The 20,077-nt window shown below is 59.7% G+C and carries 21 protein-coding genes and 2 pseudogenes; 11 read left to right on the forward strand and 12 right to left on the reverse strand.

The window, feature by feature from the left end; translation table 11 throughout:
* Nucleotides 1-5: 5 nt before the first annotated feature.
* Genes AC2CQI_RS01565 through AC2CQI_RS01590 form a run of 6 tightly spaced genes read right to left on the reverse strand, consistent with a single transcriptional unit; the run spans nucleotide 6 to nucleotide 7,080 of the window.
* The gene (locus AC2CQI_RS01565; RefSeq protein WP_484578909.1) at nucleotides 6-977 is read right to left on the reverse strand and encodes a siderophore ABC transporter substrate-binding protein; all 972 of its coding nucleotides are present in this window, start codon (nucleotides 975-977) and stop codon (nucleotides 6-8) included.
* Entirely contained in the window at nucleotides 974-1,750 is a 777-nt protein-coding gene (locus tag AC2CQI_RS01570; protein WP_075805338.1) for an iron ABC transporter ATP-binding protein, read from the reverse strand. Before AC2CQI_RS01570 ends, AC2CQI_RS01565 begins: the two co-directional genes overlap by 4 nt.
* On the reverse strand, nucleotides 1,747-2,688 hold the full coding sequence (locus AC2CQI_RS01575; protein WP_484578910.1) for an iron chelate uptake ABC transporter family permease subunit: 942 nt from the start codon (nucleotides 2,686-2,688) through the stop codon (nucleotides 1,747-1,749). The genes AC2CQI_RS01570 and AC2CQI_RS01575 overlap by 4 nt, the downstream gene beginning before the upstream one ends.
* A complete protein-coding gene (locus tag AC2CQI_RS01580) occupies nucleotides 2,685-3,626 on the reverse strand; it encodes an ABC transporter permease (RefSeq protein WP_484578911.1) in 942 nt (313 codons plus the stop codon). The genes AC2CQI_RS01575 and AC2CQI_RS01580 overlap by 4 nt, the downstream gene beginning before the upstream one ends.
* Nucleotides 3,617-5,356, reverse strand: coding sequence for an ABC transporter ATP-binding protein (locus tag AC2CQI_RS01585; protein WP_484578912.1), 1,740 nt, complete (start codon nucleotides 5,354-5,356; stop codon nucleotides 3,617-3,619). Before AC2CQI_RS01585 ends, AC2CQI_RS01580 begins: the two co-directional genes overlap by 10 nt.
* A complete protein-coding gene (locus AC2CQI_RS01590) occupies nucleotides 5,350-7,080 on the reverse strand; it encodes an ABC transporter ATP-binding protein (protein WP_484578913.1) in 1,731 nt (576 codons plus the stop codon). The genes AC2CQI_RS01585 and AC2CQI_RS01590 overlap by 7 nt, the downstream gene beginning before the upstream one ends.
* 367 nt (nucleotides 7,081-7,447) lie before the next feature.
* Between AC2CQI_RS01590 and AC2CQI_RS01595 the strand changes: the two genes are divergently transcribed.
* The 9 genes and pseudogenes from AC2CQI_RS01595 to AC2CQI_RS01635 all read left to right on the forward strand — a co-directional run bounded on the left by AC2CQI_RS01595 (nucleotide 7,448) and on the right by AC2CQI_RS01635 (nucleotide 14,588).
* Nucleotides 7,448-8,059: a TetR/AcrR family transcriptional regulator gene (locus AC2CQI_RS01595; protein ID WP_484578914.1), complete on the forward strand. Its 612-nt coding sequence runs from the start codon at nucleotides 7,448-7,450 to the stop codon at nucleotides 8,057-8,059.
* A gap of 72 nt (nucleotides 8,060-8,131) precedes the next feature.
* A pseudogene (locus AC2CQI_RS01600) lies at nucleotides 8,132-9,529 on the forward strand (GAF domain-containing hybrid sensor histidine kinase/response regulator); the annotation flags it as partial.
* A 142-nt stretch (nucleotides 9,530-9,671) separates the two neighbouring features.
* Nucleotides 9,672-9,950, forward strand: coding sequence for a hypothetical protein (locus tag AC2CQI_RS01605; RefSeq protein WP_484578915.1), 279 nt, complete (start codon nucleotides 9,672-9,674; stop codon nucleotides 9,948-9,950).
* Between the two features lie 330 nt (nucleotides 9,951-10,280).
* Entirely contained in the window at nucleotides 10,281-10,622 is a 342-nt protein-coding gene (locus tag AC2CQI_RS01610; protein WP_484578916.1) for a contact-dependent growth inhibition system immunity protein, read from the forward strand.
* 303 nt (nucleotides 10,623-10,925) lie between these two features.
* Nucleotides 10,926-11,624 carry a transposase gene (locus AC2CQI_RS01615; RefSeq protein WP_484578917.1) on the forward strand — a complete coding sequence of 233 codons (699 nt, stop codon included), beginning with the start codon at nucleotides 10,926-10,928 and terminating at the stop codon, nucleotides 11,622-11,624.
* 90 nt (nucleotides 11,625-11,714) lie between these two features.
* The gene (locus AC2CQI_RS01620) at nucleotides 11,715-12,038 is read left to right on the forward strand and encodes a hypothetical protein (protein WP_484578918.1); all 324 of its coding nucleotides are present in this window, start codon (nucleotides 11,715-11,717) and stop codon (nucleotides 12,036-12,038) included.
* Nucleotides 12,039-12,552: 514 nt separating this feature from the next.
* Nucleotides 12,553-12,876: a hypothetical protein gene (locus tag AC2CQI_RS01625; protein ID WP_484578919.1), complete on the forward strand. Its 324-nt coding sequence runs from the start codon at nucleotides 12,553-12,555 to the stop codon at nucleotides 12,874-12,876.
* A 427-nt stretch (nucleotides 12,877-13,303) separates the two neighbouring features.
* Nucleotides 13,304-13,669 carry a hypothetical protein gene (locus AC2CQI_RS01630; RefSeq protein ID WP_484578920.1) on the forward strand — a complete coding sequence of 122 codons (366 nt, stop codon included), beginning with the start codon at nucleotides 13,304-13,306 and terminating at the stop codon, nucleotides 13,667-13,669.
* A gap of 487 nt (nucleotides 13,670-14,156) precedes the next feature.
* Nucleotides 14,157-14,588: a hypothetical protein gene (locus AC2CQI_RS01635; RefSeq protein WP_484578921.1), complete on the forward strand. Its 432-nt coding sequence runs from the start codon at nucleotides 14,157-14,159 to the stop codon at nucleotides 14,586-14,588.
* 189 nt (nucleotides 14,589-14,777) lie between these two features.
* On the opposite strand, the gene AC2CQI_RS01640 is transcribed toward AC2CQI_RS01635, so the two are convergent.
* A complete protein-coding gene (locus AC2CQI_RS01640) occupies nucleotides 14,778-15,086 on the reverse strand; it encodes a hypothetical protein (RefSeq protein WP_484578922.1) in 309 nt (102 codons plus the stop codon).
* A gap of 466 nt (nucleotides 15,087-15,552) precedes the next feature.
* Nucleotides 15,553-15,951, reverse strand: a complete 399-nt coding sequence (locus AC2CQI_RS01645; RefSeq protein ID WP_484578923.1) for a RidA family protein — start codon at nucleotides 15,949-15,951, stop codon at nucleotides 15,553-15,555.
* Between the two features lie 114 nt (nucleotides 15,952-16,065).
* Here AC2CQI_RS01645 and AC2CQI_RS01650 point away from each other — a divergent pair.
* Together AC2CQI_RS01650 and AC2CQI_RS01655 are read left to right on the forward strand one after the other, a co-directional pair.
* Nucleotides 16,066-16,233: pseudogene (locus AC2CQI_RS01650) on the forward strand (LysR family transcriptional regulator); the annotation flags it as partial.
* A 75-nt stretch (nucleotides 16,234-16,308) separates the two neighbouring features.
* Nucleotides 16,309-16,665 carry a hypothetical protein gene (locus tag AC2CQI_RS01655; RefSeq protein ID WP_484578924.1) on the forward strand — a complete coding sequence of 119 codons (357 nt, stop codon included), beginning with the start codon at nucleotides 16,309-16,311 and terminating at the stop codon, nucleotides 16,663-16,665.
* Nucleotides 16,666-17,031: 366 nt separating this feature from the next.
* Here AC2CQI_RS01655 and AC2CQI_RS01660 read toward each other — a convergent pair whose 3' ends face one another.
* The 4 genes from AC2CQI_RS01660 to AC2CQI_RS01675 all read right to left on the reverse strand — a co-directional run bounded on the left by AC2CQI_RS01660 (nucleotide 17,032) and on the right by AC2CQI_RS01675 (nucleotide 20,008).
* Nucleotides 17,032-18,039 carry an alpha/beta fold hydrolase gene (locus AC2CQI_RS01660; RefSeq protein ID WP_484578925.1) on the reverse strand — a complete coding sequence of 336 codons (1,008 nt, stop codon included), beginning with the start codon at nucleotides 18,037-18,039 and terminating at the stop codon, nucleotides 17,032-17,034.
* A 231-nt stretch (nucleotides 18,040-18,270) separates the two neighbouring features.
* Nucleotides 18,271-18,513, reverse strand: a complete 243-nt coding sequence (locus AC2CQI_RS01665) for a hypothetical protein (RefSeq protein ID WP_075805353.1) — start codon at nucleotides 18,511-18,513, stop codon at nucleotides 18,271-18,273.
* A 343-nt stretch (nucleotides 18,514-18,856) separates the two neighbouring features.
* Nucleotides 18,857-19,381 carry a P-loop NTPase family protein gene (locus AC2CQI_RS01670; protein WP_484578926.1) on the reverse strand — a complete coding sequence of 175 codons (525 nt, stop codon included), beginning with the start codon at nucleotides 19,379-19,381 and terminating at the stop codon, nucleotides 18,857-18,859.
* A 3-nt stretch (nucleotides 19,382-19,384) separates the two neighbouring features.
* Nucleotides 19,385-20,008 (reverse strand): glutathione S-transferase family protein, encoded by a 624-nt coding sequence (locus AC2CQI_RS01675; protein WP_075805355.1) that lies wholly within the window; start codon nucleotides 20,006-20,008, stop codon nucleotides 19,385-19,387.
* Between the last annotated feature and the right edge of the window lie 69 nt (nucleotides 20,009-20,077).

The raw sequence follows: 20,077 nt of genomic DNA on the forward strand, positions 1-20,077 counted from the left end.
GTTGCTTAGTTCGCGTAGCCCTTGAGCACGTCATCGACGATCAACGCGAGGGACGTCGGGCTGGCAGCGGTGACGTACCAGGCTTCGGGATCGACGAACACCACGCGGTCGTGCTTCCACGCCTTGGTCTGGCGCAGCAACGGGTTGCCGAGGGTCTCCTTGTTCAGCGCCGGGCGGTGTTCCATCACTGCGGTGCGGTCGACCACGTAGAGGATGTCCGGGTCCGCCTGCTGGATGAACTCGCTGGAAATCGGCTGGCCGTGCAACCCGGTCTCCAGGGTGTCGGTGGCCGGCTTGACGCCGAGGTCGGTGAAGACGAAGCCGTAGCGCGAATGCACGCCGAAGGCACTGAAGGCGCCGTTGTTGTGCAGCACCACCAGGGCCCGTTCGGGACGCTCGTGGGTGACGGCGTGGGCCTGGTCGACCCGGGCTTGCAGCTCGGCGGCCTTTTGCCCGGCCAGGGCCTGCTTGCCGAACACCTCGCCGAGGCTGAGCAGATGCTGCTTGATCACCTCGACATGCCCGGCCTCGCTGTCGCGGTAGTCCACGTCGAAGTGCAGGGTCGGGGCCATTTCGCTGAGCTCGGCGTACTGGTTGGCTTGCAGCGAGGTGATCAGGATCAGGTCCGGGCGCGCGGCATGCACCCGCTCCAGGTTGGGCTGGACGATCGAGCCGATATCCGCGACCTGCGCATCGTCCTTGTAGCGCGCCAGGAAGTGCGGCACGAAGTCCTTGGGCATGCCCGCCACCGCCACGCCCAACTGGTCGAGGAAGTCCACTTCGTTCATGTCCAGGGCGACCGCGCGCTGGGGCCTGTGATTGATCACGGTGGTGCCCAGCTTGTGCTGCACGCTGATGGCGGCAGTCGTAGCCTGGGGTGCCCTGGCTTCGGCCGCGGGCTCGTTGCAGCCGTGCAGGGCGAGGGTGGCGCCCAGCAGCAGGGCCAGCGGCCAGCCGGCGGGGTGGTTGGGTTTCATGGTTGTGCTCCCGGTGGGTTGAAGTAATTGCACAGGCGGCCGCGGGCGCCCCGGGTGATCTCGAAATCGATCCCGTACAGGCCCTGCAGCCGTTGTTCGGTCACCACCTCGTCGACGCTGCCGGTGCAGTGCACCCGGCCGTCCTGCATGGCGACGATCCAGTCGGAGTAACTGGCGGCGAAATTGATGTCGTGAACCACCAGGATCACCGTGCGCCCGAAGTCGTCGCAGAGCCGGCGCAGCGCGCGCATGATCTGCAGGGCATGGCGCATGTCGAGGTTGTTCAGCGGTTCGTCCAGCAGCAGGCAGTCGGTCTGCTGGGCGATGGTCATGGCCAGGAACGCCATCTGCCGCTGGCCGCCGCTCAGTTCGTCGACATAGGCCGAGCGCAGCGGCTCCAGGGCGAGGAAGGCGATGGCGTCGTCGATGGCCCGGCGGTCGTCGCGGGTGAGGGCGCCACGGCTGTAGGGAAAGCGGCCGAAGGCGACCAGTTCGTCGACGGTCAGGCGCAGGTTGAAATCCACTGACTGACGCAGCGTGGCGACCCGCCGGGCGTAGTCGCCGAGGGCGATGCTGTCGATACGTCGACCGTCCAGGCGCACCTCGCCGCGATCGCCCTGCAGCAGCCGGGCGAGCATCAGCAGCAGGGTGGTCTTGCCCGCGCCGTTGGGGCCGATCAGCGAGGTCAGGCGCCCGGCCGGAAATTCCAGGTCGATGCCCGAGAGCACGGGCTTGCCGGCATAGGCTTTGTGCAGGTCGTGAACGCTGATCATGAGGTGCCCCGGGTGCGGACCATCAGGGCCAGGAACCAGGTGCCGCACACCAGGTTGACCAGGATGCCGACGGTGGTCCGGTAGTTGAAAAGGTGTTCCACCAGCAACTGGGCGGCGATGAACACGGCGATGGCCACGGCGCTGCCCAGGGCCAGGGTGACCCGGTGCCTGAAGGTGCCGGCCAGTGCGTAGGTGATATTGGCGACGAATACGCCCATGAAGGCGGTGGGCCCGAGCAGGCTGGTGGAGACCGCGACCAGCGCGGCGATCAGCGCCAGTTGCAGGCGCAACTGGCGGCGGTAATCCACGCCGAGGGAGATGGCCTGGTCACGGCCCAGGGCAAGCACATCGAGCACTGCCAGCGTTCGCGCCTGCACCACGCAGAGCACCGCCACCAGCACGGCCGAGCCGAGCAGCAGGCGCGGCGTGGCGCGGTTGAACGAGGCCTGGGTGTAGCCCTGCAGCATCGAGAACTCGCCGGGGCTGACCTTGAGCTGGACGAACTGGGTCAGGGTACCCATGACCAGGGTCAGCACCAGCCCGATCAGCAGGAGGAAATACACGTTGCTCTTGCCGTCGCGGAACAGCCAGCGGTGCAGGGCCCACGAATAGCCGAGCATCATCAGCACCGACAGCAGGAAGTTGCCGTCGCTGCCCAGCAGTACCAGCCCCTGCATGCCCACGATCAGGACCAGCAGCGCCTGGAGCAGCAGGTAGACCGCCTCGTAGCCCATGATCGCCGGGGTCAGGATGCGGTTGCCGGTGAGGGTCTGGAAGACGATCGCCGAGCAGGCCACGCAGACCCCGCCAATGACCATGGCGCTGAGCCGGGCGAAGCGCTTGGGGATCACATAGGCGAAGTCCAGCCCGGCACCGGCGAACAGGAAGACCAGGGCCAGGGCGAGTACCACGGCCCAGGCCAGGTAGCTGCGCTTCATCGCTGGCTCCGGATGATCAGGGCGAGGAACACCAGGCCGCCGAGGCTACCGGCGGTGAGGCCGATGGGCACTTCGAACGGGTAGATCAACAGCCGCCCGACTAGGTCGCAGACCAGCAGCAAGGCGGCGCCAGCCAGGGCAATGATCGGCAGGGTGCGGCGCAGGTTGTCGCCATGGCGCAGGGCGACCAGGTTGGGCACCACCAGGCCGACGAAGGGAATCGCGCCGACGGCGATCACGCTGGCCGACACCGTCACCGCCACCAGCATCAGGCCGAGGGCGACGTTGGCGGTGTAGTTCAGGCCGAGGCTGGTGGCCAGCCCTTCGCCCATGCCGAGTACGGTGAAACGCTGGGCGTACAGGTAGGTGAGGACGATGATCGGCAGGATCAGGTAGAGGATCTCGTAGCGCCCCTGCACCACCTTGGAAAAGTCGCCCAGCAGCCAGCCCTGCATGCTCTGCATCAGGTTGAAGCGGTAGGCGTAGAACTCGGCGACGGCGCTCAGCACACCGCCGTACATCAGGCCGATGACCGGCACCAGCACCGCATTTCGGGCGCGGATGCGCCGGATGATCATCACGAACAGCGCGCTGGCGGCGAAGCACAACAGCAGGGCGAAGAACATCCGTGTCAGCGCCCCGGCCGCCGGGGCCAGGCTCAGGGAAAGGAGGATGCCGAGGCGCGCGGCATCCAGGCCGCCGCTGGTACCGGGCTCGACGAAGCGGTTGCGCACGATCTGCTGGAGGATTACCCCGCACACCGCCAGCCCGACCCCCACCAGGATCAGTGCGGCCAGGCGCGGCAGGCGGCTGGCGCCCAGGGTCAGCCACAGGTCGCCTTCCAGGTTGAACAGCTGCGACCACGCCAGTTCGTGGGCACCGACCGCCAGCGAGGCGAGGCACAACAGGAAGAAGGCCAGCAGCCAGCTCAGGCGCATCCGTCGTGCTCCAGCGCAATTCGCCAGCCGCTCGCCGCCTGCCGCTGTTCGAGGAAGCGCGCGTAATGGCCGCCACTGGCGCGCAAGGCGTCCGGCGAACCCTGCTCGACGATCCGACCGTTATCGAGCACGACGATATGGTCGGCCATGGCCACGGTATTCAACTGGTGCGCGACCACCACCAGGGTGCACTGGCCGCGCAGGCTGGCCAGGGTGTCGATGATCAGCGCCTCGTTGTGCGCGTCGAGGGCGGCGGTGGCTTCGTCCACCAGCAGCACCGGGGCTTCCTTGATCAACGCGCGGGCGATGGTCACGCGCTGGCGTTCGCCACCCGAGAGCCGGGCGCCGCCTTCGCCGGCTTGTGTGTCGAGCCTCTCGGGCAAGCGCTCGAGTACTTCGCCCAGGCCGGCCAGGCGGGCGGCGCGCAGGACTTCGGCGTCGCTGGCGTCGGCCCGGCCGATACGGATGTTGTCGGCGATGCTGCCCTGGAACAGCCAGGTGTCCTGGAGTACCTGGCTGACCGTGCCAACCCGGGTCGCGCGGTCGATCTGCCGCAGGTCGACGCCGCCGATCCGCACGCTGCCCTGGCTGGCATCGAAGAAGCGCGCGATCAGGCGCAGCAGCGACGTCTTGCCCGAGCCCGAGGCGCCGATGATCGCCGTCATGCTGCCGGCGGGCAGGTGCAGGTCAATGTCCTGCAGCACATCGGGGCCGTCGGCGCTGTAGCGCAGGCTCACGCCTTGCAGCTCGATCGCCGCGTCTACCGGTTGCTGTGGCGCGGCGGGTTCCGGTAGCGGTTGGGCGGCAAGGATGCGTTCGATCTCCTTGAGCTGGCCCTCGCTGCCACGAAGAATCTCGACGTGGCTGGCGACGTCCTGCAAGGGATCGATAAAGCGACAGGCGATGACCAGGGCCACGCTCACTGCGAGCCCGTCATGCCCGGCAAAACTGAAACTCGCCGCCACCAGCAACGCGGCGAAGGTCGCCTGTACCGCCCAACTGTTCAGCAGCGCCGACAACGCGGAGCGCAGGATCAAGGCGCGACCGCTGCGGCGCTGGCGCTCCAGGCTTTCGTCCAGCCGCCGGGTGGCGCCGCCCGCGCCATTGAACGCACGCAGCACCGACTGCGCCTGGGCGAACTCGACCACACGCTGGCTGGCTTCGGCGAAGTGCTGCTGGAAACTCTGGTCGGCGCGCCGGCCGAGGCGAGCGCTGAACAGCATCACGCCGACCAGCAGCGGCAACGCCAGCAGGGCGATCAGGCCCAGCGCACCGTGCAGTGCGCACAGCACCAGAGCCAGCACTACCGGCATGACGCTGCCGGCGATCAGCGGCGTGAAGACATGGGCCGGCAACTGGGCCACGGCCATCAGCCCATGGGTGATCACATGGCCGAGGCGCGCGGTGTTATCCGGGGTGAACCAGCCCAGCGGCAGTTGCGCGACATGCTCACCGAGGCGCAGGCGGCCGTCGCGGAGCACGGCGGTGGCCACGGCGATGCCGGCGTGCTCGACCCGGCGGCGGCAGATCCAGCAGAGCAGGGTGCCGTCGGCCAGGGCTGCCAGCCACAGGCCGGCCGCGGCGTTATCGCCGTTCAGCAGGTGCAGCATGAGGGGCGCCAGGGTGCTGATGGTCAGGCCGCTGAAGGTGCCATACAGCACGGTCATCCACAGATAGCGGCGCAAGGCCGGGGCAGCATCGCCCAGCAGTTGGTTCAGGGTGTTCAGCATGTCGCGGTGTCCTGGTAACGGCCTTGCTGCCAGAGGCGGGCGTACAGGCCCTGGCGGGCCAGCAACTCGGTGTGATGGCCTTGCTCGCGGATGACGCCGCCGTCGAGCACGAGGATCCGGTCGGCGTGCATCACCGTGTCCAGCCGGTGGGCGATCACCAGCAAGGTGCGGCCCTCGGCGAAGCGCGACAGGGCGTGCTGGATCGCTGCTTCGTTGTCGGCATCGGCGGCGGCGGTGGCCTCGTCGAGCACCAGCACCGGCGGGTCGAGCAGCACGGCGCGGGCGATGCTCAGGCGTTGCTGTTCACCGCCGGAAAGCAGGGCGTCTTCGCCGATCACCGAGTCGTAGCCGCGCGGCAATTGCAGGATGCGTTCATGGAGATTGGCCAGGCGCGTGGCGGCCTCGATCTGCTCGCGGGAGGCGTCCGCCAGGCCCAGGGCAATGTTCTCGGCCACGCTGGCGTGGATCAGGCGCACGTCCTGCAGGACGAAGCCGATGCGCCGGTACAGCGTGCGGCTGTCGAGTTGCCGCAGGTCGGCGCCGCCGAGGGTGATGCGACCGCTGTCGGGGTCGAAGAAGCGCAGCAGCAGGCGCGCCAGGGTCGACTTGCCGGCACCGGACGGCCCGACGATGGCGGTAGTGGTGCCTGGGGTCAGGGTGAAGCTGATGTCGTCGAGCACCGGGGTGCCGGTGACGTAGGCATGGCTGACGCGCTCAACGCGCACCTCGTTGCCTTGGGGTTCCTGACCGACGGCAGGGGCGGGCAGGACCGGCGTATCCAGCAGGGCCAGCACCCGTTGCGCGGCCCCGACCGCGTGGTTGAGGTCGTGGGTGATGTAGTGCAGCAACTGCAGGGGCGCACACAGGCCCGGCGTGACCAGGGCGAACGGCAGGATATCCAGCGGTTCGCTCCAGCCCAGGGTCACGAAGACCATCCCGGTCAACAGCACCAGGCCCAGCACCGACACGGGGGCGATCAGGGCATTGGCCCGGGCCATGGACGCCACCAGCGGGCGGGTGAAGGTGCCGAAGGTGCGGGCGAAGCTCTGCACGGCAGTGCGGTAGCGGTCTTGCGCAGTGCCCCGGTCACCGAACGCCTTGACCAGCGGCATGCCGTTGACGAACTCGACCACGGCGTTGTCGATCCCGGCCATGCCGGCGACCAGTTCGTCCATATGCGCCGCACTGGCCTGCACCGCACGACGCAGGAACAGGAAGAACGCCGGGAACGGCAGCAACACGATCAGCGCCATGCGCCAGTCCATGGCAAACAGGTAGACCAGCGAAATCAGCACCGCGCCCAGGGCCCGGCCGAGGGTGGTGTAGAAGTGCGCGGTAAGGCTGTGCAGGGTGCCGATATCGTCCTGCATCGCCCGTTTCACCTCGCTCGACGCCCGCTCGCTGAACCAGCCCAGGGGCACCTGGGTCAGGCGCTGGGCGATGGCGGTGCGCAGGTGGTGGGTGATGCGGTTATCGGCCTGGTGCGCGAGCCACTCGCCGGCGGTGATCAACGCCATGCCGGCGAACAGACTGGCGACGCTGAGCAGCACCAGCGAGCCAATGGGGTCACCGTTCAAGGCCAGGCGTGCGATTTCGGCAATCCCGGCGAGGGGCGCGAGGGTCAGCATCGAGCCGCTGGCGGCCAGCAGCGCGGCGGTGATCAGGCGCCCACGGATCGGCCTGAGCACACGTTTGATGGGGTTTGCAGAGGAGGAGTCGGACATGAAGCGGGCCTGGAGGAGCGCGGAAATAATTAGTTGCATGAATATAAACTAATTTGCGAAAACCCGACAAGACGGCTACAAGACACTTCTTCAAAGCACGACGCGGACCCTGTGGATGCTTGAATGCAGCGCGGATAGTGTGGGAGCGAGCTTGCTCGCGAAGGACCGCAGAGCGGTCCCAAAACCTGCCATGCGAGTACATCTGGATGATTGCGATCAACCAGATACCGAATCCATAACCGCACATGACAGTTGTTCGTGCTGGATGGTTTTAGGGCCGCTGTGCGGCCCTTCGCGAGCAAGCTCGCTCCCACAGGATGTATGCAAAGCAGTAAGGTCTCGGTAAAGCACGAAAGCGGAGTCATCCATGGAATCCCCAGCACCATCCCCCGGCCGCGGCCGCCCGCGAACCATCACCCGCGAACGCATTGCCGATGTCAGCATCGCCATCGGCCTGCCCAGCCTGACCTTTGTCGGTGTGGCGGCGGCGTTGGGTGTGAGCCATATGGCGCTGTACAAGCACGTGGCCAATATCGAGGCGCTCAAATGCCTGGTGGCCGAGGAGATCTTCCAGCGCTGGGAGATTCCCCAGGCCGATGCCGACGCACCGCAGGGGCTGGAGGACTACCTGACCGGCTTCGCCGCCTCGGTCCAGACCTTCGTCAAAGCGCATCCGGGCCTGACGCCCTACGTCATCCGCCGCCTGGCGGCCACCGAATCGATGATCGACAAGATCCATGCGCACCAGGCGCATATCGCCCAGGCTTACGGGCTGAGCCTGGAGCAGGCGCGGTGGTTGCTTTCAACCGTGGCGTTCCATGGGTTTGCGGTGGCGGATACGGTGTACACCGTGTCCGGTCGTGAGCCGCTGCTGGAGGCGGACCGGGCCGGGGAAGAGTCGGAGATGGAGGTGGAGCTGCATGAGGGGATGCGGGCGTTGATCGTTGGCATGCTGGTTTTGCTCGAACGGCGCCGCTGAGCGGGATATACCGGCGCCAGCCTGTCGAATACACTCATCATCTTTCCCCGCGTGCTCGCCAGGCCCCCGTTCATGACCCTCACCAATGTCGTTCAACCTTCGGAGTCGCACGCGGCTCCCCTCCAGGCAGTGGTCGATGACCTGGCGGACCTCGAGCTTGTGCACCGCATCAGCACCACGCTGATCGGCGAGCAGGACCTCGGAGCCCTCTACGAGAAGATCGTCGATGCGGCCGTGACCATCGGCGGCTCGCAGTTCGGCACCATGCAGGTGTTGTCCGCCCGCGACCACGGCCAGGGCGCCGTCACCGGCCTGCAGTTGCTGTGCGCGCGGCACTTGCCTGGCGAGGCGGTGGCGTTCTGGCACTGGGTCAGCCCCCAGGCCCTGAGCAGCTGTGCCCTGGCCCTGCGTTGCGGGCAGCGGGCGATCATTGCCGATTACGAGCAATGGCCGGAAATCGCCGGGACCGAGGAGCTGGAAGCGTTCCGTCGCACCGGTATCCGCGCGGCGCAGACAACGCCGCTGGTGTCGCGCAGCGGTGCGTTGCTGGGGATGATCTCGACCCATTGGCGTCACCCCCACCATCCTTCCGAGCGCGATCTGCGCCTGCTGGACATCCTCGCCCGCCAGGCCGCCGACCTGCTTGAGCGCACGCATTCCGAAGAAGCCCTGCGCCTGCTCAACGACACCCTCGAACAACGGGTCGAAGAACGGACCCAGGCGCTCATGGCCGCCGAAGCCAGCCTGCGCCAGTCGCAGAAGATGGAGGCGGTCGGCCAGTTGACCGGCGGCATCGCCCACGACTTCAACAACCTGCTGGCCGGCATCGCCGGTGCCCTGGAAATGCTCGAAGGGCGCGTGAGCCAGGGGCGCTTCGGCGACCTCGACAAATACCTGGCGGCCGCCCAGGGCGGGGTCACCCGGGCCGCGACCCTGACCCGGCGGCTCCTGGCGTTCTCCCGGCGGCAGCCGTTGGCGCCGAAGGCCACCGACGTCAATGCGCTGATTCGCGGCATGCTCGACTTGATACAGCGCTCCGTCGGCCCGGGCATCTCCATCGAGACCCTCGGCGTCCTCGACCTCTGGCCGGCCTTCGTCGATGCGAGCCAACTGGAAAACGCGTTGCTCAACCTGTGCATCAATGCCCGTGACGCCATGCCCGACGGCGGGCGGATCCAGGTCAGGACCAGCAATCTGCATCTCGACGGCGAGCGGGCAGTGGCCCTCGAACTACCGGCGGGCGGTTACCTGTGCCTGACGGTGTCGGACACCGGTTGCGGAATGCCCGCGCATGTAATGGAGCGGGCGTTCGAGCCGTTCTTCACGACCAAGCCCGACGGGCAGGGCACGGGGCTGGGGCTGTCGATGATCTATGGATTCGTCCAGCAATCCGGGGGGCAGGCGCATATCGCATCGCAGGAAGGCGCGGGGACTACGGTGTCGCTTTATCTTCCGCGGCACCAGGGACAACCCGAAAGTCCGTAGGAGCTGGCTTGCCTGCGAAGGACCGCGCAAGCGGTCCCAAAACCTGCCACGCCGTGGTCCTGGATGAACGCGATCAGCCGGTCGGCGTCAATACTTTTCATCATGTATCTCATTGTCAGGAATGGTTATGAATGGCCAGGGTGCACTGATCGGACGATTTATCGACCAGGAGTTAAACGGTGCCGTTCGCTCTGTTTTGGAAAGTGCCCTCGAAGAGCGGTTGCGCTCAAGCACTATTCTGTTCACGGAGCTTGAGTTTAATTGCTTTGATGTTTTTCTGGATTTTGAACAGGGTATTGTCACATTGCAAGATGCTCTCTCCGCTGGTGAGGGTAGCTATGTCGAGATGTCCATGGATTTTTTTGTCTCTGCGTGCTCGCTGGCCACTGGGCTGATCATCACTTGAGGTGGGATGGAATGCGTGCTGGCAGGTTTTTGCTTGATAGTACAGATGATGTAATTTCCCGCAGTGGTGTTTTCAGGGTTCCTGGACAGTATTCGTACGAAGACGGGGAAGGGAACAGATTTATTTTTAACGGCTAAGGCCTGGTGGCTCGAGGAATCATGTTGAAACCTTAAAGGGTGTGAACAACCCTTCGGTTCAAGCTGCCCGGCAATAAGTACTGGAAGCTATCAAAAGAATTGAACGCTCCTCAAAAGGCTTTGGAATATGAATTTTCGTGATTTTGAGTTGAGACACGGGCGGGTATACAACCCCGAGGGGGAGCGGTCGTCGTTGGGTGACTGGTATGACGCTGTTCGAGAGATTCCTATAGATTGCCTTTCTGTTGGTGATATTTGTCGCGCAATTAGACAAGGTATTTTTGTTCCTGAAATATTGTACATTGCGCTGAACATGCTTAGGGTAGATGTGCTGGCTGGAGATTTCTATGATGGCGAGCTTATAAAGGCTCTTGCGGGTTTAGACAAAAGCTGTTGGCTTGGGCATGTGAGGGAGTTGGAAGAAATTGTTGCTCTCTTGGATATGGCTTTGGATGGTCAGGGGGATAGAGAGGTTTTGAGTGATGTTTTAGAGTTAATAAGGATTTTGCGGGATGTTAAGTTTGGTGGTCGTTAGGCGAAGTGCGAGCATGTAGAGAATCTATTCTTTCTCACCTTTTTCGATAGCCTGTCTCCATATCGATACTCACCCTCGACGATGTCACCCAGCTGACCGCCGACAGCCGCCAGGTCTCGGTGGCTGCCCGCGAAGCCAGGGATGTCTAGGAAAAGGGGACAAGGAAAAGGGGACAGATTTATTTTCTCGGGTGTAGGGGGGAGTCGAGGGGAACATAAAATGTCTTACTTTGCTACGGTCACGCGCTGCGGCTATTCCAGATCAGGCGACTAAACTGAAAGGCCTCAACGGAGTGAGGTTGCTATGCCGAGAATTGGACGAGTAGTGCTACCGAATTATCCCCACCATGTTGTTCAACGTGGTCACAATCGACAAATCGTTTTTGCAGCACCGCAGGACTATCAGCGTTACATTACCGACCTGCGTGAGCTTAAGGACGCATTTGGTATAAAAGTTTATGCGTACTGCCTCATGACAAATCATGTGCATTTATTGGTGCAGCCAGGGGCGGTAGTAGCCAGTCTTGGACAGTTTATGAAAGCGCTGGCTGGACGTACTACCCGCTACCGCAACAAATTGGAGGGGCGCTCCGGGACGTTATGGGAGAGCCGTTATAAATCTAGTGTCGTACAATCAGAAACCTATCTGCTAGCGTGCTGCCGGTACATCGAGTTGAACCCAGTACGAGCATTTATGGTTATTCAGCCAGAAGATTACCCTTGGTCGAGCTATCGAGCTCGAATCAACTCGCAGGCGGGCTTTGACTGGCTGGACATTGCCCCATGTTTTGAGTCGTTGGGCGAAACGCCTGAAGAAATGGTGGACCGATATATATCCTTTGTCAGACAAGCTACCCCATCGGGAGAGTTGGATCACATCAGAATGGCCTTACAGCGAGGTCAGTTGACAGGGATAACTCGTTTTGTTGATGAGGTTGAAAGAATATGTGGTGCTCGAGTAGAGTGGCGTGGGCAAGGTAGGCCACGTTCAAGTATTAAATGAATCTGTCCCCTTTTTTCGTCCCCTTTTTTGCTTTTTTGGTCCAATATGGTCCTGGCTATGGCCCCAAGGGGAAAGAGATGAGAATAAACAATGATTAGTGTTCTGGAATTGAATGATTTGCTTGTTGCTCACAATTGCTTGCATGAAATTAGTATTCAGTTGAGCGTGGATGCGATGGCTTATGACTTATCTCTATCGATTTCGACCTCTGAAAAGGCAGGGGTTGATGTCGTGCGTATCAGGTTCATTGACGTCAGCCAGTTTACGTGCCGTGATTTTGGCGGCGGATTGACTCAGTTGATGCATATGAACGTGAATAAGCTGGATTCTGGCTTGGACAGGATGCGTTATCAATTGAGCGATCTTGAGGATAATAAGTTGTCGTTTTATTTCTCTTCAGTCTCGGTTGATTAGATAGTGCAAAAGGCGCAGGCAATGCAGCGACTTATGCTGCTGATGATTTTCGCTTCTGGCAGAATTCTGTTTGGGAAAAGGGGACTGGGAAAAGGGGATAGTTTTGAATGGCACTTACTTAACATGCTTCGGGTGTCCATTTTTCCTCACCTCAGCCCTTGCTGCTCGACGTGGTTTGGTCAGCAAGGACGGAATAGGGGATAGATTTTTTCTCTCAGAAAATAAATCTGTCCCCTTTTCGGTCGGTCCCCTTTTCGGTCGTCCCCTTTTTTCCTTTTTTCGGTCCCCTTTTTCTCTGGCAAGTCCAGAACTTTTGCAGCGCGCTCAATTCTTAGGAATAAGTTTGAGGAGTGGCGGAACTCGTACGGGGCCGTTGAGTGCAAGAGATTTGCAAGCTTGGCCTGAAAGATTTGTCGAGTAAGATGAGTGCCCAAGCAGGACGCGAAGTTAATTTTATTATCTATGACTCTGCGGCAACTGCCGCAAGTCGTGCTCCGAGTGTGGTGTTACCGAAATGACTATTGTGTATGATCTCTATGGTGCGGAAAAATCATGTCTTCTGTCGGCGAGAAGCGATGTGGAAAGAGCGCTGGGAGAGATTTTTGAGGAAAGGGATAGCTCTTATCAAGGGGGTATTTACTATATGTGGGGCAGGAGTGATTCAGAGAATTTTATTTTAAAATTTAATATTGATCCTTTGGATGGCGATCCAGTAGAGCAGAGTTACGCTAGCTATAAAATTTTGCTCTACGTAAACGCTACAAGTCGTTCTGCTGATATAGAAAAATTAATTAGACAAGGTGGTGGCTTTAAGTTGCTGAGGCATGAGGTTTTTTAAAGAACACCAAGGCTAGTCGGTGCAGAAGGCGCAGGTGTATCCTTAGAGCGAGATCTCGCTTATAACAATCCATCAAATCTTGTCCAAAATCGTGTAAGTGAAAATCAGTCTCAAATACCAGAACTCTCAAGGCCGAATAACTATGGCTGTTGCGGTAGTAGAGGATGCGAATGGTGTTCGCTCTGTTCTAGCCAGTACTGTAGAAAAAACGGAGCTCGTGTGGGCAATGGCGGGTTGGGTGACGCTCTCAGATATGAAAATCAGACGGGAGATCTGCTTTCTACTGTGGGGCATACTCAGAAAGCTGTTGAGATGCAGACAAGGCTTAACAATTTTATTCGAAAGGCTGATAATCAGCCGCCTGGAAGCTATCCGTACACTCAAAGGGATATCGATTATGCTCGTGAGCTTTTAAAGGAACTTTCTGATGCGATCAAGCGCTGAGGTGTTTCTTGATTTTGTAGAGCGGCTGGTTACTTCTAAGGTTCTTTCTGGTGAAGGGCTGAACGCAGTTTTGGAAGAGTTTGATGGTGTTCAGGGGGTTGTTGAGTCAAAGCTGTATATATCTGCTTATGAGGAAATTGCGAGATCCATGGCCAATGCTGCCTCTTTGAATGATATGGTTAGATTCTGTCTGGATAACTCCCAAGCCTTGAGTGAGTTGCCTGCCGAGCATTATTATTTTTTTGAGTCGTTGGTTGAAATGTATTTTGTCGACGGGTTGGATTTTTCAAAATTGATTTTTTCTGCTCCGGAAGCGTATCGAAAATATTTGATCAGGCGCTTCTGCTAGTTGGATTGGGCAAAGAGGGAAAAGGGGGCAGGTTTGAATGGTGCGTCCTTACGTAAAATAAATCTGTCCCCTTTTTTCTGAATGTTACAGAACGAGGCACGCTTGTAAATCTGAGACCGAATGATGCCGCAGTCGCCCAGAGGCCTGTCAGGACCCTTGTGCAGGACGAAGCAGGGCGCTACTGGTTACAAACATCATCCGGGAGTAGAATTACTCCATCAGGCTCATATGATTTTGTGACGATGCCCGATGGGAGTATTAGAGTGTCAAGGCCGAATGTAAATCAAGACTACTCCACCCACCTAGGTCTAAGCGGAGGCGGTGAGGTAAAGTATGCGGGCTCTATTAGATTTGGTAATAATGATGGTCCGAGTCGTGGTTCAATAGTTCAGTGGACTAACAATTCTGGTCACTATAAGCCGCCTAGTAGTATGAGTGAGAATGCGGGGCTGCCAAGAGATCTATTTAACTCGCTTTGAGGCCGGTAATGAATGAGAAGCGTGGAGTAGAATGTTTGATGATTTCTGGGATGACTTCCGAGCAAGCGGCGGAGTGGCTGATAAATAGGTATCCCATAAGCTCAGAGGAATACAGCGAAGCATTTGTGCTTATTCCTCATCGTTCTTGGGGGCGCAACGAGCAGCGGAAGTTGGCTAACTACTACCTCAGGAAGGTTCCGTTTGCTGCGGGGCGCGCGTACGAGGCTCTTGCATCCATCATGCCTGCCAGAGTCTTATTAAAAGAGCTTGTCAATTATATTCCAGAGGAAAAGGCAGATGTGGAGTTGATGGCCTACTATTTGATGCCTGCTCTTTCTAAGTGTACGAGAAGTAATCTGGATGTTAGGGCTGTGGAGGAGTTTAAAGACGAAGTTATAAAGCGTTTGGGCTTTCAGAAAGACGAAGAGGACGCTCATTAGTCAGTCTCAAATCAAGGCCAAAGGCCACCATTTCCTGCTGTTTTGAGATGAATGGAGACAAATTTAGTTTTCGTCGGTTAGACGAATGGCATCAAATAGAAAATAAATCTTTCCGAATGGTACTTACTTAGCTCCTGACCCTCTGAGCCACTCCAAATAGAAAAGGCCGCCTAAGCAGCCTTCAACCTTTCACCCCAGACCCTGCGGGCAACAAGGCTCTCCACGCAATGTCTCCAGCAGCGCCTGACAAATCTCCAATGATTGCCAGGTCGCCCAAGCCTTGTCCGCCAGCGGGCGCGAGAGCATCTCGCAAAGCTGGGCATTGCTTTCGAACGCCGAGGTTATCGCCGCATGCAGATGCATCAGCGCATCCTCGATATCGGCTTCCGGGTGTATGGCGAACAGTGGCGGATGCGCGCCATTGCATGAGCCGAAATGGGTCAGTGTGGTGATGCGTCTTTGAGTGAGTTGGGGTGGATCGGGGACAAGCTTCTTCATCACGTGCTCCTCTGGTCAACAGGTGCTGCCACGAACCGGCTGTCAAACCAGGAGGGTGGTAACTGTGCGTGGGTTGACAGACCAGGGACCATGAGGAGAACGACCTGGCGCGCCCGAAGGCGCCCACACGCACAGCCGCCATAACGACTGGCGTCTCCTCGAAAAACGGTCTTCCGGCCTGTCAAAGCCGGTCGTTGCTGGACAACGACCGGCGAAGGCTAGGCAACCATTTCCAGGAGCGCAACGCTGGATGGGGCGAAAAAGTATGCTTGGGAAATTGCCTACATGAAAGTCGGAAGTGGTCTGATGTTTGTAGGGCAAATCGGCCATCGGTGAACGATTGAGCGCCTCTGCGGGCTGCACTAATCCGCAGAAAGAGGGGCACCTTTATTTTTCCGGATCTTCCATGGCACCAAGAGGCCGTAGTGAACAATAGGCGCAAATGGCCAGCGGAAAGTGAACGGCTTCAGCGCCTCTCGGGCAACTTCGCCACCACCTTGATCTCCACATCGAATCCATAAAGCCAGGTCACCCCGACCGCCGTCAGTGTCGGAAAGGGTGCTTGCCCCCAGTACTCTGGCACCACCTCCCAGACCTCCTCGAAGATCTTCTGCGGCTCGACCATGAACACCGTGACATCCTGCACATCGTCGAAGCTGCAGCCGGCGGCGGCCAGCACTGCATTCAGATTGTCGAAGGCCCGGCGTACCTGAGCCTTGAGCCCGGGCTCCGGCGAGCCATCCTCGCGGCTGCCGACCTGCCCGGAAACGAACAGCAGGCCATTGGCGCGCACCGCCGCCCAATAGCGGTTCTTTTCGTACAAAGCCTGGCGCCCGGCCGGGAATACCACATCACGCTGATTCATCGCTAACTCCAGAATGTGCAAGGAACCCGCCTACGGTAAGGCCCTTGTCCGCCCCCGATAAACAGGCAATGCTGGCCAGCACTGTTTGCAGATTCCAGACAATCCGGAGCCCCGATGGACCGTTTCGATGCGATGCAGGCCTTCGCCCGCGTGGTGGAAACCGGCAGTTTCACCCGCGCTGCCAGCACCTTGCACATGAGCAAGACCACGGTGAGCCAACTGGTCCAGCAACTGGAGGCGCGACTGCGGGTCAAGTTGCTCAACCGCACCACGCGCAAGGTGGTGGGAAAAGGGGACAGATTTATTTTCTCTGCTTTTTTTCTCTGGTGATATCGTCATTCCTAGGAGTGTGTCGAAATGAAGCTAAATATTTCTTTTATCAAGAATTTGTCTACAGAGGGTCTGCTTGCTTTGAGATTTATCCCATGCTTTTGCAAAGTTGCAAAAGAGTTTGAGATATCGTTTTTAAAGCCACTGCCAGAGGTATCAGGAATAGTCTCGGAATGGGATAGGGCAGAGCTGGAGAGGAGGGCAGCAGCTGGTGTTGGGGGGCAATATACCCACTATGGATTTGGTCGAATAACTCTAGAGGAGATTGAAAATGATGTGTATAGGATTGTTGATTTGGAAATGTTTAATAGAGTGTTCGGCTGGTGCCCGGTTATCGTAGGCGGTGAATACGCTGCGCCTAGAACGTTTGGGGATGAGGAGTAGCAAAAAAGCGGACGAAAAAGGGCGCGTGTAGCTCTTCGACTGAACTAGCGTTGTTGAGTAGAGAGTGAAACTCTCGTTTTATTTTGTGTGCGAAAAGGATTTTATATAAAGGTTTGAAATGGGAAAGGGGGGGGTATTTTCTCGGCTGCCAGCTAAGCGGACGGTCTAGGGTAGAAAATAAATCTGTCCCCTTTTTCCCGCTTTTTCCCGTTTTCAGTAACCTGGGGAAAAGGGGACGGAAAAGGGAAAAGGGGACAGATTTATTTTTCTCTGCGAGTGAATGGCGTGGAGTGGAAAATAAATCTGTCCCCTTTTTCCTTCAAGGACACTGCTGCTCAATCCAGCACTTCAGTCGTCAGCACCCCATCACTTCGCCAACCACCCCAGCAGCGCCTGATTGAACCTCCCCGGCTCCTCCATCTGCGGAGCATGTCCCAACTTCGCAAACTCGATCAGCTCCGCCCCAGGTATCGCCTTCTGCGTGGCTTTGCCCAACTCGGGGTACTTACCGATCTTCGCCTTCACTTCAGCCGGTGCGATATCGCTACCAATGGCCGTGGTATCGGTCTGGCCGATCATCAGCAGGGTAGGTACCTGGAGTTTCGGAAACTCATACACCACCGGCTGGGTGAAGATCATGTCGTAGATAAGCGCCGAGTTCCACGCCACTGCCTGGCGCCCAGGCCCGGCATTGAGCCCTGCCAGCATCTCCACCCATTTGTCGTATTCCGGCTTCCAGCGGCCATCGTAATAGGTCTTTTGTTCGTAGGCCTTGATGCCTTCCGCCGTCACCTTCAGCTCACGCTCGAACCATTGATCGACCGTGCGGTACGGTACGCCCATGGCCTTCCAGTCTTCGAGGCCGATCGGGTTGACCATCACCAGCCGGGACGTTTCAGAGGGGTACATAAGCGCGTAGCGGGTCGCCAGCATGCCACCGGTGGAGTGGCCGACGATGCTGGCCTTGTCGATGCCCAGGTGCTTCAGCAGTGCGTGGGTGTTGTGCGCCAGTTGCTGGAAGCTGTACTGGTAGTTCTCGGGTTTGCTCGACGAGCAGAAGCCGATCTGGTCCGGGGCGATCACCCGGTAACCGGCCTGGCTAAGCCCTTTGATGGTGTCTTCCCAGGTGGCCGCGCAGAAGTTCTTGCCGTGCAGCAACACGACTGTGCCCACGGTCGATTCAGGCTTTTGCGCGGGTACATCCAGGTAGCCCATTTGCAGGTCCTTGCCCTGCGAGGTGAAGTTCAGGTGCTTCAGGGGATAAGGGTAGGCAAAGCCTTCCAGTTGCGGGCCATAGACGTTGGCGGCGGTCGCGTATTGCAGGCCGCAACCCAGCAGACCGGCAAGGAGTGCAGCGTGTAGTGTGCGTTTCACGGGGCTTGCTTCCTGTTTTCCGAGGGGGGGTGACCACTCGGCATTGCCGGGATTAAAGCGGCATTAACAGTTCTGTAGAAACCTCGGTCTGATGCAGGAGGCGCTGGTCCAGAATTCCTGGCCACCTTCACCGCAGCCCGCCGCCGGCACAGCGAGCAGTTCCAGGCAGACCGCGCCGCAGTGGCAGGAGGCGCGGTGGCGTGCCTGGATATCCGGACCCACAGGTTTGTTCTACACCTCCACCGTCACCGGTGAGGCCGACAACGCCACGCCCAGCAACGCTTTGGCAATCCTCATTTCCAGCAGGATATTGCTCAGTTCCGCTTCATTACGGGGAGTAGGTCGATCAGGCAATGCGCCTGCGCCGTGGATGGCTTTGTTGAGGTGCTCGGCAGCTCGGGCGATGGCTTCGGCGTGATAGAGGCCGGGGCCGACGCAGAGGACGGGAGGTGGATCAGGGACGAGTTTTTTCATGGTGTAACCCTATATCAGTTCAGGAATTCACCACACGTCGCTGCTAAACGAAGGGTGGCGACTGTACGCGGGTTAGCAGACCGGAGATATAGGAATCCGGCGCACCCGAAGGTGCCCACACGCACAGCCGCCATTGAAGGTTACTGGTGCGCCTATATCTCGACGGACTGCTAATCCGTGTCGTCGATTTTCGCAACGACGGACGCAGCCTAGGCACCGTTTCCATAAGACGCAACCCGTTGGCAGGGCTGGGGAGTATGCTTGGGAAATTGCCTACAAGAAAGTCGGAAATCTGGGAAGTTTTACCCTCAAATGCAACATCATTTGGCAGCGTTGCCGAGCGTCAAGCAGGCACCACGGCCAACCCCTCGATGAACTGTCGAATCTCCCCGGCTCCACGCAAATGCACCACCGGGACCTGCGGTGCAACGGCCATCCTCACCGCCTCCAGCCCCTGGCGATAATCACCATCGAACCCCCACACGTACTTGAGAAACTCTAGATACGCCCGGTCGAACTTCTCATGACAGCCCTCGGCCAGGTCCGGCCGCGAGCGCTGGAAGGCGCTGCGCCTGATCACCCGCAGCGCACAGGTCAGGCGCGGTGTATCCAGCCAGATCACCAGGTCGGCGCGCGGCAGACGCAGATCGAAGGTGCGCCGGGCATAGTTGCCCTCGCACACCCAGCGCTCACCGGCCACCGCCTCACGCACCCGCTCGCGGAATTGTTCGGCGTCAGGCTCGACCCAGCCGGGCTGCCAGAAAAGTTTGTCGAGGTGCACCACCGGCAGCCCGAAGCGCCTGCCCAGTTCACGGGCGAGGGTCGACTTGCCGCTGCCGGCGTTGCCGAGGATCACGATACGTTGCATGGCTCAAGGCGTCCCGTTACGGCCATGCAGCAGATACCCCTGCCGCTGGCTCAAGCGCTCGTAGTACTCGCTCACCGCCGGCAGATGCGGACGCTCGAACGGCGTGCCGAACCAGCGATTGACCGACAGCCCCAGCGGAATGTCGGCCAGGGTGAACTGCTCCCCGGCGACGAAGGCGCCGGTCCGGGCAAGTTGCTGGTCGAGAATGCCCATGTACCGCGACCACTCCGCCTGCCCGGCGGCGAGCGCTTCGGGTGACTGATGCAGTGGCGACTGGCGCACCAGCGACATGAAGGTATAGCTCCAGGAGCGGTTCAGGTCGGAGGCCTGCCAGTCGATCCACTGATCGACCCGGGCCCGGGCTTTCGCCTCGAGCGGATACAGCGCCGCCTCGCCGTAGCGCGTCGCCAGGTAGCGGATGATGCTGTTGGATTCCCACAGGGTGAAGTCGCCGTCCTGGATCACCGGGATCATGGCGTTGGGGTTGAGGGCGAGGTACTCCGGGGTGTCGAGGGGCCGGAAGCCCGAACCCCAGTCTTCGCGCTCGAAGGGGAGGCCGATCTCGGCGCAGGTCCAGAGGACCTTGCGCACGTTGATGGAGGTGGCTTTGCCGAGTATCCGAAGCATCTTTTCCGTCCTTGGGTGGCGAGGTGTGCATCCTCCACAGCGGACTGATGATGGTCAAGATGGGTTGTC

The sequence above is a fragment of the Pseudomonas sp. P2S-1 genome (genome assembly GCF_057197725.1).